Annotated in this window: 8 protein-coding genes; 6 read left to right on the top strand and 2 right to left on the bottom strand. The window is 69.6% G+C overall.

Features of this window, described 5'->3' with window-relative positions; translation table 11 throughout:
- Nucleotides 1-14 precede the first annotated feature (14 nt).
- The gene (locus L1081_RS01325; protein WP_489414837.1) at nt 15-7505 is read right to left on the bottom strand and encodes an amino acid adenylation domain-containing protein; all 7491 of its coding nucleotides are present in this window, start codon (nt 7503-7505) and stop codon (nt 15-17) included.
- Here L1081_RS01325 and L1081_RS01320 point away from each other — a divergent pair.
- A complete protein-coding gene (locus tag L1081_RS01320; RefSeq protein WP_489414836.1) occupies nt 7504-7833 on the top strand; it encodes a hypothetical protein in 330 nt (109 codons plus the stop codon). The genes L1081_RS01325 and L1081_RS01320 overlap by 2 nt on opposite strands.
- 57 nt (nt 7834-7890) lie before the next feature.
- Here the strand turns inward: L1081_RS01320 and L1081_RS01315 are convergent, their stop codons facing one another.
- Entirely contained in the window at nt 7891-8805 is a 915-nt protein-coding gene (locus L1081_RS01315; protein WP_489414835.1) for a LysR substrate-binding domain-containing protein, read from the bottom strand.
- A 123-nt stretch (nt 8806-8928) separates the two neighbouring features.
- Here L1081_RS01315 and L1081_RS01310 point away from each other — a divergent pair, with 123 nt between their 5' ends.
- From L1081_RS01310 to L1081_RS01290, 5 genes are all read left to right on the top strand, one after another.
- Nucleotides 8929-10128 (top strand): PQQ-dependent sugar dehydrogenase, encoded by a 1200-nt coding sequence (locus L1081_RS01310; RefSeq protein ID WP_489414834.1) that lies wholly within the window; start codon nt 8929-8931, stop codon nt 10126-10128.
- Complete coding sequence (locus L1081_RS01305; protein WP_489414833.1) at nt 10125-10775, top strand: c-type cytochrome; 651 nt, start codon at nt 10125-10127, stop codon at nt 10773-10775. Before L1081_RS01310 ends, L1081_RS01305 begins: the two co-directional genes overlap by 4 nt.
- Nucleotides 10776-10884: 109 nt before the next feature.
- A complete protein-coding gene (locus L1081_RS01300; RefSeq protein ID WP_489414832.1) occupies nt 10885-13044 on the top strand; it encodes a thiamine pyrophosphate-dependent enzyme in 2160 nt (719 codons plus the stop codon).
- Between the two features lie 8 nt (nt 13045-13052).
- Nucleotides 13053-14675, top strand: a complete 1623-nt coding sequence (locus tag L1081_RS01295; RefSeq protein ID WP_489414831.1) for an indolepyruvate oxidoreductase subunit beta family protein — start codon at nt 13053-13055, stop codon at nt 14673-14675.
- Between the two features lie 28 nt (nt 14676-14703).
- Complete coding sequence (locus tag L1081_RS01290) at nt 14704-15693, top strand: tripartite tricarboxylate transporter substrate-binding protein (RefSeq protein ID WP_489414830.1); 990 nt, start codon at nt 14704-14706, stop codon at nt 15691-15693.
- Nucleotides 15694-15724: the final 31 nt, after the last annotated feature.

Here is a 15724-nt window from a genome sequence, read left to right as displayed (position 1 = left end):
GTTCTTGCTCCTTCCTATGAAGTGGTGGTTTCCGCGACGCGGCGCGCCTTGGTGTCGATACCCAGGTCGACGAAGTAGCGCTGCAGCAGCTCGCGGTCCACCGGGCGGATCGGCGCGCCGATGGCTTCGAGCTGCGCATGCGTGGCCGCGCCGCTCACCTGCGGCGGCGTGGCCGACGTGTCGTAGCGGTCGAGAATCGCGAGCACCGCGGCCAGGTCGCGGTCCTGCACGGTGGCCAGTCTCTGGTGCGCGCGCTGCAGCCAGGGCTCGAGCCCCACGGGCTCCAGCCGCATGCCCATGCGCTCGAAGACCGGCGGAATGTCGCGCACCCGCAGCGCCTCCTGGCTCGTCAGGTGGAACACCTGGCCCCATGAGGCCTGCTGCCCCGCCAGGCCGAGGATGGCGCGCGCCACGTCGTCCACCGGCGTCAAGTTGAGCGGCAGGTCCATGTCGGGAATCGCTTCCAGGTCGGCATAGAGATGCGCCACGCGCCAGATCAGGTCGTCGGCGTTGCAGATCGCATGCGTGTGGTCGCCGGTGACTGCCCCCAGCCGGTAGATCGCCACCGGCATGCCGCGCGCCTGCGCCTCTCGGGCCAGCGCATCGCCGACCCACTTGCTCTGGCTGTAGCCGTCGACCAGCCCGCTCCACGAGGCCAGCGCCGACTGCTCGGTGATGGTGTCTTCCTTGTTGTTCTGGTCGATCACCGCGAGCGTGGAAACGTAGTGCATGCTCTTCACGCGGCCTTGCGCCGTCCATTCGAGCAGCGTGACCACGCTGTCGACGTTCGCGGGCTTGAGGCTCGCATAGGGATGCAGAAAGTCGACCTGCGCGGCGCAGTGGTAGATGGCGTCGCAACCGTCTCGCACCAGCTGCACGGCGCGGTCGTCCAGGCCCAGGCGCGGCTTGCCGAGGTCGCCGGTCACGACCTGGATGCGCGCGTCGTCCCACACCGCGCCCAGCTGGCGCTGGGCCAGCGTGCTCTTGATGCGGAGCTCACCGGCCTGCTCGTTCTCGGCGCGCACGTGGCACACCACGCAGGCCGTGGTGTCGCGCAGCAATGCGGCCAACAGGTGACTGCCGACGAAGCCGCTCGCACCGGTGAGGAACACGCGCTTCGGTTTCAGCGCCGGTGCGATGCCTTGCGGACGAATATGCGCGGGCAGGTCGAGTTCGCGCGACAGGTCCAGCGCCTGCCCCATGCCGCCGGCGTTGTCGTCGATCCATGCGGCCAGCTCGGCAATCGAGGGGCGGTTGTAGACCTCGGCATGCGGAAAGTCCGCACGCACCTGCTGGCGGATGCGCATGCCGAGCTGGATGGCCATCAGCGAATGCCCGCCGATCTCGAAGAAGTTGTCGTGGATGCCGATGCGCTCCAGCTGCAGCGTCTCGGCCCACAGGCCCGCGAGCAGCTTCTCGGTGGGCGTGCGCGGTTCCACGTAGTGCGCGCCGGGCTGCGGCTGCTCGGGCGCGGGCAGCGCCTTGCGGTCGAGCTTTCCGCTTGGTGTCAGCGGCAGCGACGGCAGGTGCACGAAGGCCGAGGGCACCATGTAGTCGGGCAGCGCCTTTGCCATGTGCGCGCGCAGCTCGATCGGCTGCGGATCGGGGGCGGCGGCGAAGTAGGCCACCAGGCGCTTGTCGCCCGGCACGTCCTCGCGCACGATCACGGCGGTCTGCGTCACCTGCGGGTGCTTCAGCAGCACCGACTCGATCTCCCCGGGCTCGATGCGGAAGCCCCGGATCTTCACCTGCTGGTCGGCACGGCCCAGGAAGTCGAGGCTGCCATCGCTGCGCCAGCGCGCGAGGTCGCCGCTGCGGTACATGCGGCTGCCGGGCTCGCCGAAGGGGTTGGCGATGAAGCGTTCGGCGCTCAGCACGGGCCGCTTCAGGTAACCGCGCGCCACGCCGCTGCCGGCGATGTACAGCTCGCCCGCGACACCGGGCGGCACCGGCCGCAGGCTGTCGTCGAGCACGTACATGCGCGTGTTCCAGACCGGCCGGCCGATGGAGGGCGGCTCCGTCGCATTCATCGGCGCGCTCATGCTCGCGCAGATGGTTATTTCGGTCGGGCCGTAGGCGTTGACCATGCGGCGGCCCGGCGACCAGCGCGCGGCCAGCGCCGCGGGGCAGGCGTCGCCGCCCACCACCAGCGTTTGCAGCCGCGGAAATTCGCCGGGCGGCAAGGTGGCCAGCGCAGCCGGCGGAATCAGCGCATGGCTGACAGCCTGCCTGTCGAGCAGCTCGGCCAGGTCCGTGCCCAGCAGCTGCTGCGCCGTGGGCACCACCAGCGCGGCGCCGGCGTAGAAGGCCATCAGCTGGTCCATCACCGAAGCGTCGAAGCCGCTCGAAGAGAACTGCAGCACGCGCGAATCCGGCGTGATCGCGAGCCGCTCCATCATGGCGGCGCCCAGGCTGCCCAGGCCCGCATGCGGCACCACCACGCCCTTGGGCACGCCGGTGGAGCCCGAGGTGTAGATGACGTAGGCGGCCTGCTGCAGATCGGCGACTTGCGCCGGAAGGCGGTCCGGCTGGATCGCCAGCGCGGCGATGGTCTCGTCGCTGTCGAGCGCCAGGCCATGCGGAACCCCGGCCAGTTGCGGCAGGAGCGCGGCATGGGTCAGCACGGCGGCAGGCGCCGCTTCCTCGAACACGAAGGCGCTGCGCCCGGCCATGTGGGCCGGATCGATCGGCAGGTAGGCCGCGCCAGCCTTGACGATGGCCAGGTGCGCCACCACGAGGTCGAGCGAACGCGGCAGCACCGTCGCAACGATGGCGCCGGCACCGATGCCCCGGCCGCGCAGAAGGTGCGCGAGCCGGTTGGCGCGCAGGTCGAGCTCGGCATAGCTCACGGTCGCGTCGTCGAGCACCACCGCCGCGGCATGCGGGCGCTCGGCGGCGTGGGCCTGCACCATGGCGGCCAGCGTGAGCGGCGCCAGCTCGCGCGTGCTGCCGCTCCAGTCTTCCAGTACATGGCGGTTTTCCTCGGCGCTCAGGATGGCCAGGCTGCCGATGGGTTCGTCGGGTGCATCGCAGGCCTCTTCGAGCAGGCGCGCGAGCCGCGCCGCGATGGCCTCGACCGTGCCGCGGTCGAACAGGTCGGTGCTGTACTGGATGCCGCCGGCAATGCCGCCCGGCAGGCCGTCGGCACCACGCTGCTCGTCGAGGATGAACGACAGGTCGAACTTGGCGGTGTCCACGGCCACCGGCTGCGGCGTGATCGACAGGCCCGGCAGGCTGAAGGACAACCGGTTGCTGCCCTGCTGGAATCCCAGCATGACCTGGAACAGCGGCAGGTTGGCGCCCGAGCGGCCCGGCCGCAGCAGCTCCACGATGCGGTCGTACGGGAACTCCTGGTTCGCATAGGCCGCCAGGTTGGTGGTGCGCACCCGCGCGATCAGCTCGCGCAGGCTCGGCTGCCCCGAGAGGTCGGTGCGCAGCACCAGCGCGTTGACGAAGCAGCCGATCAGCTCGTCCAGCGCGTGGTCGCTGCGCCCGGCCACCGGCGTGCCGATGGCGATGTCGTCGCCGGCGCCGAGCCGGTGCAGCAGCCCCGCGAGCGCGGCCTGCAGCACCATGAAGACGCTGGCCTGGCCGTCGCGCGCCAGCTGCAGCATGCGCTCGTGCACGCGCGGCGCGATCTGCATCGGCACCACGTCGCCGCGGTAGCTGGGCACCGCCGGATGCGGGCGGTCGACCGGCAGGCTCAGCCGCTCGGGCAGGTCGCAGAGGGTCTCGCGCCAGAACTCGCGCTGGCGGCCGGCCATGCTCTCGGGGTCGTCTTCGCTGCCGAGCAGTTCGTGCTGCCACAGCGCGTAGTCGGCATATTGCAGCGGCAGCGGCGCCCAGCCCGGCGCCTTGCCTTCGCAGCGTGCCGCATAGGCCACGCTCAGGTCGCGCGCCAGCGGCAGCAGCGAGGCGCCGTCGCCGACGATGTGGTGCGTCAGGAGCAGCAGCACGTGCTCGTCGGCGGCCAGCTTGAACAGGTGCGTGCGCAGGGGCGGCGTGGTGCCGAGCGCGAAGCCGAGGTGCGCCGCGGCATGCAGCTGCGCGGCGATCTCGTCCTCGCTGCTGTCGGCTTCGATCACCGCCGGCCGCGCCTCGGCACCATCGAGGATGTGCTGGTAGGGCAGCCCGTCCTCGTTCGGGTAGATGGTACGCAGGCTCTCGTGGCGCTGCACCAGGTCGCCCAGCGCCTCGTGCAGCGCCGCGCGGTCCAGCACGCCCGAAAGCCGCAGCGCCAGCGGCATGTTGTAGGCCGGGTTGGCTTCCTCGAGCTGGTTCATCAGCCACAGGCGGCGCTGCGCGAACGACAGCGGAATGCGCACCGGGCGCGGCATCGGCACGAGGCTCGGGCGCGCCACCGTCTCCTGGTCGAGCAGTTCCGCGAGGCCGGCGATGGTGGAGACCTGGAACAGCGTGTCCAGCGGCAGGTCGATCATGAACTGCTGCCGGATCATCGATATCAGCTGCACGATCATCAGCGAGTGCCCGCCGAGCTCGAAGAAGTTGTCATGGATGCCCACGCGCGGCAGGTGCAGCGTCTCGGCCCAGAGGCCGGCCAATATCCTTTCGGTGGGCGTGCGCGGCGCGGCGTATGGCGTAGCGGCCTGCAGTTCGGGCGCCGGCAGCGCCTTGCGGTCCAGCTTGCCGCTCGGGCCCAGCGGCAGCGCCGGCAGGCTCACGAAGGCCGAGGGCACCATGTACTCGGGCAGGGCCTGCGACAGGTGCGTGCGCAGTTCGGCGGCCTGCGGGTCCGCCGCATCGGCGGCCACCACGTAGGCCACCAGGCGCTTCTCGCCCGGCACGTCCTCGCGTGCAAGCACCGCGGCCTGCGCCACCTGCGGATGCCGCAGCAGCACCGATTCGATCTCGCCCGGCTCGATGCGCAGGCCGCGGATCTTCACCTGCTGGTCGGCGCGGCCCAGGAAGTCGAGGCTGCCGTCGCTGCGCCAGCGCGCGAGGTCGCCGGTGCGGTACATGCGGCTGCCTGGTTCGCCATAGGGGTTGGCAATGAAGCGCTCGGCGCTCAGCAGCGGCCGCCTGAGGTAGCCGCGCGCCAGGCCGATGCCTGCGATGTAGAGCTCGCCGGTCACGCCCGGTGGCACAGGCTGCAGGCCGCTGTCCAGCACATGCATCTGCGTGTTCCAGATCGGGCGGCCGATGGGAACGCTCGCCGATGCCGCCGCGGCTTGCGGTTCGCGCGGGCATTCCCACGAAGTGACGTCGACGGCGGCCTCGGTCGGCCCGTAGAGGTTGTGCAGCTCGCAGGACAGGCGCTGCTGGAACTGCGACACCAGCGCGGGCGACAGGGCTTCGCCGCTGCAGATCACGCGCCGCAGCGTGCTGCAGGCGGAAGCAGCGGGCTCGAGCAGGAAGACCTCGAGCATCGAAGGCACGAAGTGGATCGTGGTGATGCCTTCGCTGGCAATGAGCCCGGCCAGATAGGCCGCATCCTTGTGGCCGCCCGGCTTTGCGAGCACCAGCGTGGCGCCTTCGATCAGCGGCCAGAAGAATTCCCAGACCGACACGTCGAAGCTCGAAGGCGTCTTCTGCAGCACGCGGTCGTCGGCGTGCAGGCCGTAGCGATGCTGCATCCAGCGCAGGCGGTTGACGATGGCGCGGTGCGACACCACCGCGCCTTTCGGCGTTCCGGTGGAGCCCGAGGTATAGATCACGTAGGCCGGATGGTCGGGATCGATCGCCACGGCGGGATCGGTGTCCGGACAACTCCCCAGTTCGGCAATCGTTTGCGGTAGGTCGAGCAGCAATTGCCCTGCGCCGACCGGCAGCGTCTCCGCAAGCGCCATGGTCGTGATGAGACACACCGGCTGCGCATCGCCGAGCATGAAGGCGATGCGGTCCTGCGGAAAGTCCGGGTCGACCGGCAGGTAGGCAGCGCCTGTCTTCAGCGTGGCAAGCAGCGCCACCATCAGTTCCATCGAGCGCGGAATGGCCAGGGCCACGGTGCGCTCCGGCCCTGCGCCGCGTGCGCGCAGCAGGTGCGCGAGGCGGTTGGCGCGGCGGTTCAGTTCGTCGTTGCGCATCGCCTCGGCCTCGAAGCGCAGCGCAATGCCTTGCGGGTTGGCGGCAAGCTGCGCCTCGATCAATGCGGTGAGATGGGTGGCGGGCACCGGGTGCGCCGTGTCGTTCCACGCCACCAGCAGTTGCCTGCGCTCGTCGGCCCGGAGCAGGTCGACGTGGCCGATGGCCTGGTCCGGCTCGCGGATCACCGCGGCCATGAAGGCGAGCAGCCGGCGCTGGTGATCGGCCAGCCCTTCTGCGGTGTGCACCGCGGGGTTGGCGTCGAAGTCGATCTGCAGGTCCTGCCCGTTGCCGCGTTCGTACAGGAAGATGCCCAGGTCCTCGGCCGTGCCGTTCGACAGGTTGCGCGGCTTCGCGGCATGGCCCGCAAAACGGAAGTCGTAGTCGAAGGGCTCGACATTGACCACCGTGGTGAACAGCTGCCGGTTGGCGACCAGCATGTTGAGGTCGCTGCGCAGGTGCTCGTAGCGGTAGCTCTGGTGCCGCAGGATCTGCCGCATCTGCCGGCCGACCTCGCGGATCAGCTCCGGGATCGGCAGGTCCGCGCGCATGGCAAGGCGCAGCGGCAGTGCGTTGGCCACCATCGCCGGCACGCGCCGCATGCGGTCGTTGTGGCGCGCCGTCACGGGGATGCCGATCACCATGTCCTCGACGCCGGTGGCGCGGTACAGGTAGGCCGCTGTGGTGGCGATGAGGATCTGCGGCAGCGTGGTCCCGAGCTCTTGCGCAACGGCCTGCAAGGCCTGCACGCTGGCGGCCGGCAGGTGCACCGTCTGGCGCAGCAAACCGCCGATGTTGACCGAACGCTGCGAGGCCAGGCTCAGCGGATCCGGTGCGTCGCCGAAGCGCTCGACCCAGTACTGGCGGTCGCGCGGAAAGCGGCCCGATGCGCGGTAGGTGTTGTCTTCTTCGGCCAGCTGCGAGATCGGCGCGAGGCGCGATTCGTCGGGCACTGCCGCGCTGCCTTCGGCCATGGCGCTGTAGACGTCCGCGAAGCGGCGCGCAATGAGCCCGCCGCCAAAGCCGTCGAGCACGATGTGGTGGCTGCGGTGGTACCAGATGTGACGCGCGGGCGAGAGGCGGATCAGCGCGGAGAGCCACAGTTGCCCGTGCGCGAGGTCGATGTTGCGCGTGAAGTCGGCGCGCATCCAGCGCTCGGCCTCGGCCTGCGCGTCGCTGCGGCCGCTCAGATCGAGGTAGGGGATCTCGCCGGTGAAGGTAGGCGCCACGACCTGCCGCGGCCCTTCGCCCGTGTCGACAAAACCGAGCCGCGTGGCTTCGGCTTCATCGGCCACCTGGCGCATGGCGGCAAGGAAGATGGCGGGGTCGATCGGGCCATCGATCTCGATGGCTTCGGCAAGATTGAAATTGGTGTCGGGCGACGCGAACTTTGCGCCGAGCCACATCGCCATCTGACCCGAGGTAAGGGGCGCGGTGCGGCCCAGCTGATCGGCGGTAGTCATGCATTTCTCCAGGGTCTTGAATGAATTCGGCAACGATGCATGTGCGCGTGAATGGACGCGTGATGCACCCGCCGTTCAAGGAGAAATGCCGGCGGCCCGCGGCGACAAACCGTTCACATGGCCAAGCCACTCTACAAGTGGTTGCAACAATTTCGATGACGGTTTTTTGGCGCAGGAAGCCCTCTCGCGAAGCACTGAGCGCGAAAGAATTCATCGCGGAGAGCGCGCTCGATTCGCGATCGGCAAATGCGAAGGCTTTCATCGTATTTCGACGGAAAACCCACGGATTTCCATGTTGCGCCGCAGCAACTTGGGCTATTTTCCGTAGGGGAATCCATCCGCGCAGGACCGCGTACTTTGGTTGTGCCCTGCGAGCTTTCTTCTTCTACGTGCGCTCCGTGAACAGCGCCGCAATCACCTGCCGCAGCCACTGGTTGGCCGGGTCGGCCTCGAAGCGCTTGCTCCAGTGCAGCGAGACCGTGAAGTCGCGCAGCGGAAAGGCAGGCTCCACAATGGCGTAGCCGCCCTCCTCGGCAAACCCGCGCGCGATGTTGCGCGGCATCACCACGGCCAGGTCGGTGGCGCGCACGATGGCCGGCAGCACCATGAAGTGCTCGGTGGTGAGCCGCACGCGCTCCTCCAGGTTGAGCAACTGCAGGATGCGCAGCGTCTCCGCATGCGTGCGCACCGCCACGTACTCGAGCGTCTGCAGCGCCTCGATCAGCGCCTGGCTGCTGCGCCGCCCGCGCGCGAACGGATGGCCCTTGCGCAGCAGCACGATGTAGCGGTCCTTCAGCAGATGCTTGCGCTGCGTGTCGCGCACCTTGGGCAGGAAGCCGAAGGCGAAGTCGATGCGGCCGCTGTCGAGCGCGGGCGCGATTTCCGTCGGCTGCAACGGCAGGGTCTCGATGTGAACGTTGGGCGCCAGCTCGCCGAGCCGCGCCATGAGCGGGGGCAGGAAGCGGCCCTCGCCGATGTCGCTCATGTGGATGCGGAAGGTCTTGCGCGAGGCCTGCGGTTCGAAGCGGCCGGGCTCCTGCAGCGCTTCTTCCAGCGTGTTGAGCGCAGCCTGCACCGCGCTGGCCAACCGCTCGGCGCGCGGTGTCGGCGCCACGCCGCCCGGCGCGCGCGTGAAGAGCGCGTCTTTCAGCAGCAGGCGCAGGCGGCCGAGGCCGTGGCTCGCCGCCGGCTGCGTGAGCCCCAGCGCCTCGGCCGCGCGGCTCACGCTGCGGGCGCGGTAGACCGCGTCGAAAAGGCGCAGCAGGTTGAGGTCCATCGTCTGTATATGCATGGCATGCATATTACTTAGCTCGATTATTTTATTGAAGACCAGGCGCCAGGCTCGCACACTGGCCGCCGTCGCCGACCGCGCTCCGTTCGGTGAACACAAGAAGAGCACCCCACAACGAGAAGGAGACAAGACATGGCCAGACTCCGTCCGCATGCGGCAACAGCCGCCTTGCTTTGCGTTGCCGCCACCGCCGCCTGGGCACAGCAGCCACCGGCCGAGGAGCCGGGCTGGGCCAAGGGCCGCCCCAAGACCGAAGCCGCCACGCGCATGGCACCGGTGCCCTCCTTCCCCATTCCGACCGCGCCCGACCAGCTGCCCACCGCCAAGTTCAAGCTGCCGCCCGGCTTCAAGGTGGAGACCTGGGCCTCGGGCGTGCTCGATGCCCGCTCGCTGCGCCAGGGCGACAAGGGCACGGTCTTCGTGAGCACGCTGTTCGTGGGCAACAAGGTCTATGCCATTGCGGAGAAAGGCGACCGCAAGCCGAAGACCATCGTCGACAAGACCGAGTTCGCCACCGGCATCGAATATCACAAGGGCGCGCTCTATCTGGCCACCCACAAGCAGATCGTTCGCTACGACGGCATCGAGGACAAGCTCGACAACCCCGGCACGCCCGCGGTGCTCCATGACAAGCTGCCCGGCGGGCAGGACCACAGCTGGCGCTACCTGCGCGTGCACGGCGGCAAGCTCTACTACGCCGTGGGTGCGCCCTGCAACATCTGCGACCCCGACGAGGCGCATGCGCGCATCTTCCGCATGAACCTGGACGGCAGCGGCATCGAGACCGTGGCGCGCGGCGTGCGCAATACGGTGGGCTTCGACTTCGACCCCAAGACCGGCAGCCTCTGGTTCACCGACAACGGCCGCGACTGGCTCAGCGAAGACCTGCCGAACGACGAGCTGAACGTGGTGACCAAGCCCGACCAGCATTTCGGCTACCCGTACTGCCACCAGGGCAACATCGCCGACCCCGAGTTCGGCTGGGGCAAGACTTGCGGCGAATACACCAGGCCCGCCGCGCTGCTCGGCCCGCACGCCGCCTCGCTGGGCCTGGCCTTCTACAACGGCAAGATGTTCCCCACCAAGTACCGCGGCGCGATGTTCATCGCCCGCCACGGCCCGTGGAACCGCACCGTCAAGTACGCCGACATTGCTGTGGCCTGGCCCGACGGCAAGGGCGGCGCGAAGGTCGAGCCCTTCATGACGGGCTTCGTCGAGAACAACAACTACCTGGGCCGGCCGGTGGACTTCCTGGTGCTGAAGGACGGCTCCATGCTCGTGAGCGACGACCACGCCGGCGCGATCTACCGCATCAGCTACGGCGGCCGATGAGCAAGGGGTTCGCCATCATCCAGGCCATCGCGGGCATCGCCATGACGCTCCTCGCTGCAGCGGCACCGCCTGCCGGCGCGCAGGGCACGCAGCCGGCGCAGGGCAGCTATGCGCAGCGCTATGCGGCCGTGTGTGCCTCGTGCCACGGCGCGAACGGGCGCAGCGACATGGCGGGAACGCCGGTGCTCGCGGGCCAGCATTCGTTCTATGCGATCACGCAGCTGTTCCTGTTCCGCGAAGGCCGGCGCGACAACCCCGCGATGTCGGCAGTGGCAAAGACCATGAAGGACGAGGACCTGCGCGGCTTCTCGGAATTCATCGCCACGCTGCCGCCGCTGCCCGCCGTGCCGCCGGCCGCGCCACCCGATGCGGCGCGCATGGCACGCGGCCAGGCGCTGGCGCAAGCGCATCGCTGCGTGATCTGCCACGGCGCCGACCTGAGCGGCGGCCAGCAGGTTCCGCGCATCGCGCAGCAGCGCGAAGACTATCTGCAGCTGACCCTGCACGGCTTTCGCACGGGCAAACGCCCCGGCTACACGCAGGCCATGACCGAAGCGCTGAGCGGCATCCCGCCGGAGGACCTGGACACCCTTGCCTACTACGTGGCGCGCTTTCCCGGCGCAGCCACCAGGCCGCCCGGCAAGTAAGCAAACCGCCACCACGGCACGGCGTCGGCGAAGCGCGGCGCGGGCAGAGCGCTTGCCGCATCGCGCCATCGCCATCACTCAACCCCATCCATCAACGGAGTCGAATCTCTTGGAAGTTTCATTCAGCAAGGAAGTGGAGATGCTGCGCCTGGGCGCCGGCGACACCTTCCACGGCGAGGGCATCCTCGCAATCACCAAGGGCCTGCTGCAGTCGGGCGTGGCCTACGTGGGCGGCTACCAGGGCGCACCCGTGTCGCACCTGCTCGACGTGATGGTGCAGGGCAAGGCCTACATGGACGAACTCGGCGTGCATGTGGAGGCCTGCTCCAACGAAGCCTCGGCCGCGGCGATGCTCGGCGCCTCCATCCACTACCCGCTGCGCGGCGCCGTCACCTGGAAGTCGATAGTCGGCACCAACGTGGCGGCCGACGCGCTCTCCAACCTGTCCTCTCCTGGCGTGACCGGCGGCGTGCTGGTGGTAGTGGGCGAGGACTACGGCGAAGGCGCCAGCGTGATCCAGGAGCGCACCCATGCCTATGCGCTCAAGTCGAGCATGTGCCTGCTTGATCCGCGGCCCGAGCTGGGCGTGATGGTGCGCATGGTGGAAGAAGGCTTTCGCCTGTCCGAGACCTCGAACATGCCCTGCCTGATGGAGCTGCGCATCCGCACCTGCCACGTGCGCGGCAGCTTCGAGTGCAAGGACAACATCGCGCCCGCCGTGTCGACACGCGCGCTGATGAGCGAGCCCGCGGGCTTCGACTACATGCGGCTCGCGCATCCGCCCGTCACCTTCCGCCACGAGAAGCTCAAGGGCGACGAGCGCATTCCGGCCGCGCGGCGCTACATCATGGAGCACGGGCTCAACGAGCTGATGCCGGGCGGCCGGCATGCCGATCTCGGCATCGTGGTGCAGGGCGGGCTCTACAACGCGCTCATCCGCAGCCTGCAGCAGCAGGGCCTGGCCGATGCCTTCGGCGGCACCGACATCCCGATCCTGGTGCTCAACGTGACCTACCCGCTGGTGCCCGAGCAGGTGGCCGACTTCTGCCTGGGCAAGCGCGCCGTGCTGGTGGTGGAGGAAGGCCAGCCCGAATACATCGAGCAGGACATCGCCACCCTGCTGCGCCGGCGCGACATCCAGACGCCGCTGCACGGCAAGGACATGCTGCCCGCAGCCGGCGAATACGGCGTCGAGGTACTCGCAGGCGGCCTCGGCGCCTTCGCCGCGAAGTACATCGAGAGCAGCGAGGCTTCGTCTTCCGCAAAGGCCTGGCTGGCCGGCAACCGCGAGCGCCGCGAGGCCGTGGCGCGCCAGCTCGAGACGCTGCTGCCCAACCGGCCGCCGAGCTTCTGCATCGGCTGCCCCGAGCGGCCGGTGTTCTCGGCCCTCAAGCTCGCACAGCAGGAGACGGGGCCGGTGCACATCGCGGCCGACATCGGCTGCCATGCCTTCGGCACCTTCGAGCCCTTCTCGATGGGGCATTCGATCCTCGGCTACGGCATGAGCCTCGCGAGCCGCGCGGGTGTGGCGCCCATGATGAACCGCCGCACGCTGTCGATCATGGGCGACGGCGGCTTCTGGCACAACGGGCTGCTCACGGGCGTGCAGAGTGCGCTCTTCAACGGCGACGACGCGGTGCTCCTTATCTTCAAGAACGGCTACACCTCGGCCACCGGCACGCAGGACATCATCTCCACGCCCGACGACGAGATGAAGGAGCGCGCCGTCGACAAGCAGCAGAGCCTGGTCGACAAGAACCAGACCATCGAGGCCACGCTGAAGGGCCTGGGCGTGCAGTGGATGCGCACCGTGACCACCTACGACGTGGAGCGCATGCGCAAGACCCTGACCGAGGCGCTCACCAGCGACTTCAACGGCCTGAAGGTGGTGATTGCCGAAGGCGAATGCCAGCTCGAGCGCCAGCGCCGCATCAAGCCCTGGATTGCCGGCCTGCTTCAGCGCGGCGAGCGCGTGGTGCGCGTGAAGTACGGCGTCGATGAGGACGTTTGCAACGGCGACCACGCCTGCATCCGCCTGTCGGGCTGCCCCACGCTCACGCTCAGGGACAACCCCGACCCGCTCAAGGTCGACCCCGTGGCCACCGTGATCGACGGCTGCGTGGGCTGCGGCCTGTGCGGCGAGAACGCGCATGCGGCCACGCTGTGCCCGAGCTTCTACCGCGCCGAGGTGGTGCAGAACCCGAAGTGGCACGAGCGCCTGCTGCACGCGCTGCGCGGCGCCATGGTGCGCGTGCTCCAACCCGCATGAGAGACGACATGGAACAGAACCGCCCCATCTCCCTGCTCGTCTGCGCCCTTGGCGGCGAAGGCGGCGGCATGCTCACCGAATGGCTGGTCGACATCGCGCGCCATGCCGGCTACGCGGCGCAGAGCACGTCGATCCCCGGCGTGGCGCAGCGCACCGGCGCCACCACCTACTACATCGAGGTGTTCCCGGTGCCGCTCGCGCAGCTGGCCGGCCGGCGCCCGGTGTTCAGCCTGAGCCCGGTGCCAGGCGCGCTCGACGCCATCGTGTCGTCGGAGCTGCTCGAGACCGCGCGCCAGATCGGCAACGGCATGAGCGCGCCGCTGCGCACGCTGGTCATCAGCTCGTCGGCGCGCATCTTCACCACGGCCGAACGCATGCAGCCCGGCGACGGCCGCGCCGATGCGCAGCAACTGCTCGACGTGGTCAAGGCCTTCAGCCGCGAGCACCATGTGTTCGACATGAACGCCATGGCGCGCGAGACCGGCACGGTGGTCAGCGCGGTGATGCTCGGCGCCATCGCGGGCAGCGGCCTGTTTCCGTTCCCGCGCGAGGCCTATGAGCACGTGGTGCGCGGCGGCGACACCCGCGCGCCCGAGAAGCTCGGCAAGATGGCCGCCGCCAGCCTGCGCGGTTTTGCGGCGGGCTTCGAGGCCGTGGGCACGCCGCGCGCGCAGGCCGCCTTCGTGAGCAGCGTGCTGGCCGCCGACACCCGCGACGCGCCGCCACCGCCGCGCGCCTTGCCGGACGAACTGGCGCGGCGCTTTCCGCCGGCCGTGCACGGCATGCTTGCGCTCGGGCATGCGCGCGTGCTCGACTACCAGGACACCGCCTACGCCGAGCTCTATGCAGGTCGGCTGGCCAAGGTGCTCGATGCCGAGCGCGCCGCCGACCCGGCCGGCGCGCAGGGCTTTGCCATCACCCGCGAGGCCGCGCGCTGGCTCGCGCTGTGGATGGCCTTCGACGACATCGTGCGCGTGGCCGCGCTCAAGGGCCGTGCCAGCCGCGCACAGCGCGTGCGGCAGGAAGTGCGGGCGGCCGATGAAGACATCGTGAAGGTCTACGACCACTTCAAGCCTGGCGCGGCCGAGTTCGCCGCACTGCTGCCGCCGGGCCTGGCGCGCCGCGTCACCGCGTGGGACCGCGGCAGGCAGGCACGCGGCCTCGCGCCCTGGGCGCTGCCGCTGAAGGTGGGCAGCCATTCGGTGGCCGGCATGGCCTCGCTGCGCCTCTTGTCATCGCTGAAGTGGCTGCGCCGCCGCGGCCATCGCTTTGCCGAGGAACAGGCGCTGATCGAACGCTGGCTCACGGCGGTGGAGGCCGGCACGCGCGAAGCCTGGGCACTGGGCCACGAGCTCGCGCTGTGCGGGCGGCTCATCAAGGGCTATGGCAGCACCAACGAGCGCGGCAAGCACAACCTGCTGCACATGATCGGCGAACTCGCAGGCCATGCAACGCTCGCCGCGCCAGCGCGCGCCGAAGCGATTGCCGCGGCGCGCGAAGCAGCCCTGGCCGACGAGGGCGGCAAGGCGCTCGACGCCGCGCTGGTGCGCCACGGCGCCGCGCCGCGGCCGGTGCAGGCGCAGCCTATCCGCTGGATGAAGCGGCCGCCGTCCACCAGCGCCCGCCCCTGATTCCATAACAACCCAGGAGACAACACACATGCCCCACCACACCCTTCCCTGGCGGCGACGCCTGCTGTTCACCGCCGCCTGCGCGCTGCTGGCCTGCACGCATGCACAGGCGCATGCCGACACCTGGCCCGCCAAGCCGATCAAGGTGGTCGTCAACTTTCCGCCCGGCGGCGCCGCCGACCAGATCGCACGCGCCGTCTCGCAGCCGCTGCAGGAGGCGCTCAAGCAACCGGTGGTGATCGAGAACCGCGCGGGCGCCAACGGCAACGTCGGCGGCGAGGCGGTGGCGCGCGCACCGGCCGACGGCTACACGCTGCTCATGAGTTCGGGCGGCATGGTGTCGGTGAACCCTCACCTGTATTCGCGCATGAGCTTCGATCCCGCGAAGGACCTGGTGCCGGTGGCCGCGGCCGCGCGCGTGCTGGTGTTCCTGGTGGCCAGGCCCGCGCTGCCGCCCACCAACATCCGCGAGTTCATCGCGTACCTCAAGGCCAACCCGGGCAAGCTGTCGTATGGCTCGCCGGGCAACGGCAGTTCGCCGCACCTGGCGGGCGAGATGTTCAAGAGCCAGGCCGGCCTCTTCGCGCTGCACGTGCCCTACCGCGGCGCGGCGCCCGCGCTGCAGGACCTGCTGGCGGGCCAGATCGACTACGCCTTCGACCCGGGCATCGGCCTGCAGCAGGTGCGCGCCGGCAAGCTCCGGCTGCTGGCGGTGGGCAGCCCGCAGCGCTCGCCGCAGTTCCCTGAGGTGCCCACGCTCGACGAGGCCGGACTGCGCGGCTTCGACGCCGACACCGTGTTCGGCTTCTACGCGCCCGCAGGCACGCCGCCTGAAGTGGTGGCGCTGCTCAATGCGCAGATCAACCGCGCGCTCGCGCTGCCGGCCGTGAAGGAACGCATCGCCTCGCTCGGCGGCGAAGCGTTGCCGGGTTCGCCGGCCGAGTTCCAGCGGCGCGCGGCGGCCGATTCGCAGCGCTTCGGCGCGCTGATCCGCGACCGCAGGATCGTTGCGGATTGAGCGCGCGCATCGCCCCGTGGCTGCCGGCGAA

The organism is Variovorax sp. MSC1_012 (genome assembly GCF_023667525.1).
Lineage (GTDB): Bacteria > Pseudomonadota > Gammaproteobacteria > Burkholderiales > Burkholderiaceae_C > Variovorax > Variovorax beijingensis_B.
Note: the sequence above shows the minus strand (reverse complement) of the source record. Positions and strands in the feature narration are given on the sequence as shown.

Coding starts and splice junctions, on each gene's coding strand:
- L1081_RS01320 (WP_489414836.1), top strand. CDS start 7,504: ATGCATTTCTCCAGGGTCTTGAATGAATTCGGCAACGATGCATGTGCG.
- L1081_RS01325 (WP_489414837.1), bottom strand. CDS start 7,505: ATGACTACCGCCGATCAGCTGGGCCGCACCGCGCCCCTTACCTCGGGT.
- L1081_RS01315 (WP_489414835.1), bottom strand. CDS start 8,805: ATGCATGCCATGCATATACAGACGATGGACCTCAACCTGCTGCGCCTT.
- L1081_RS01310 (WP_489414834.1), top strand. CDS start 8,929: ATGGCCAGACTCCGTCCGCATGCGGCAACAGCCGCCTTGCTTTGCGTT.
- L1081_RS01305 (WP_489414833.1), top strand. CDS start 10,125: ATGAGCAAGGGGTTCGCCATCATCCAGGCCATCGCGGGCATCGCCATG.
- L1081_RS01295 (WP_489414831.1), top strand. CDS start 13,053: ATGGAACAGAACCGCCCCATCTCCCTGCTCGTCTGCGCCCTTGGCGGC.
- L1081_RS01290 (WP_489414830.1), top strand. CDS start 14,704: ATGCCCCACCACACCCTTCCCTGGCGGCGACGCCTGCTGTTCACCGCC.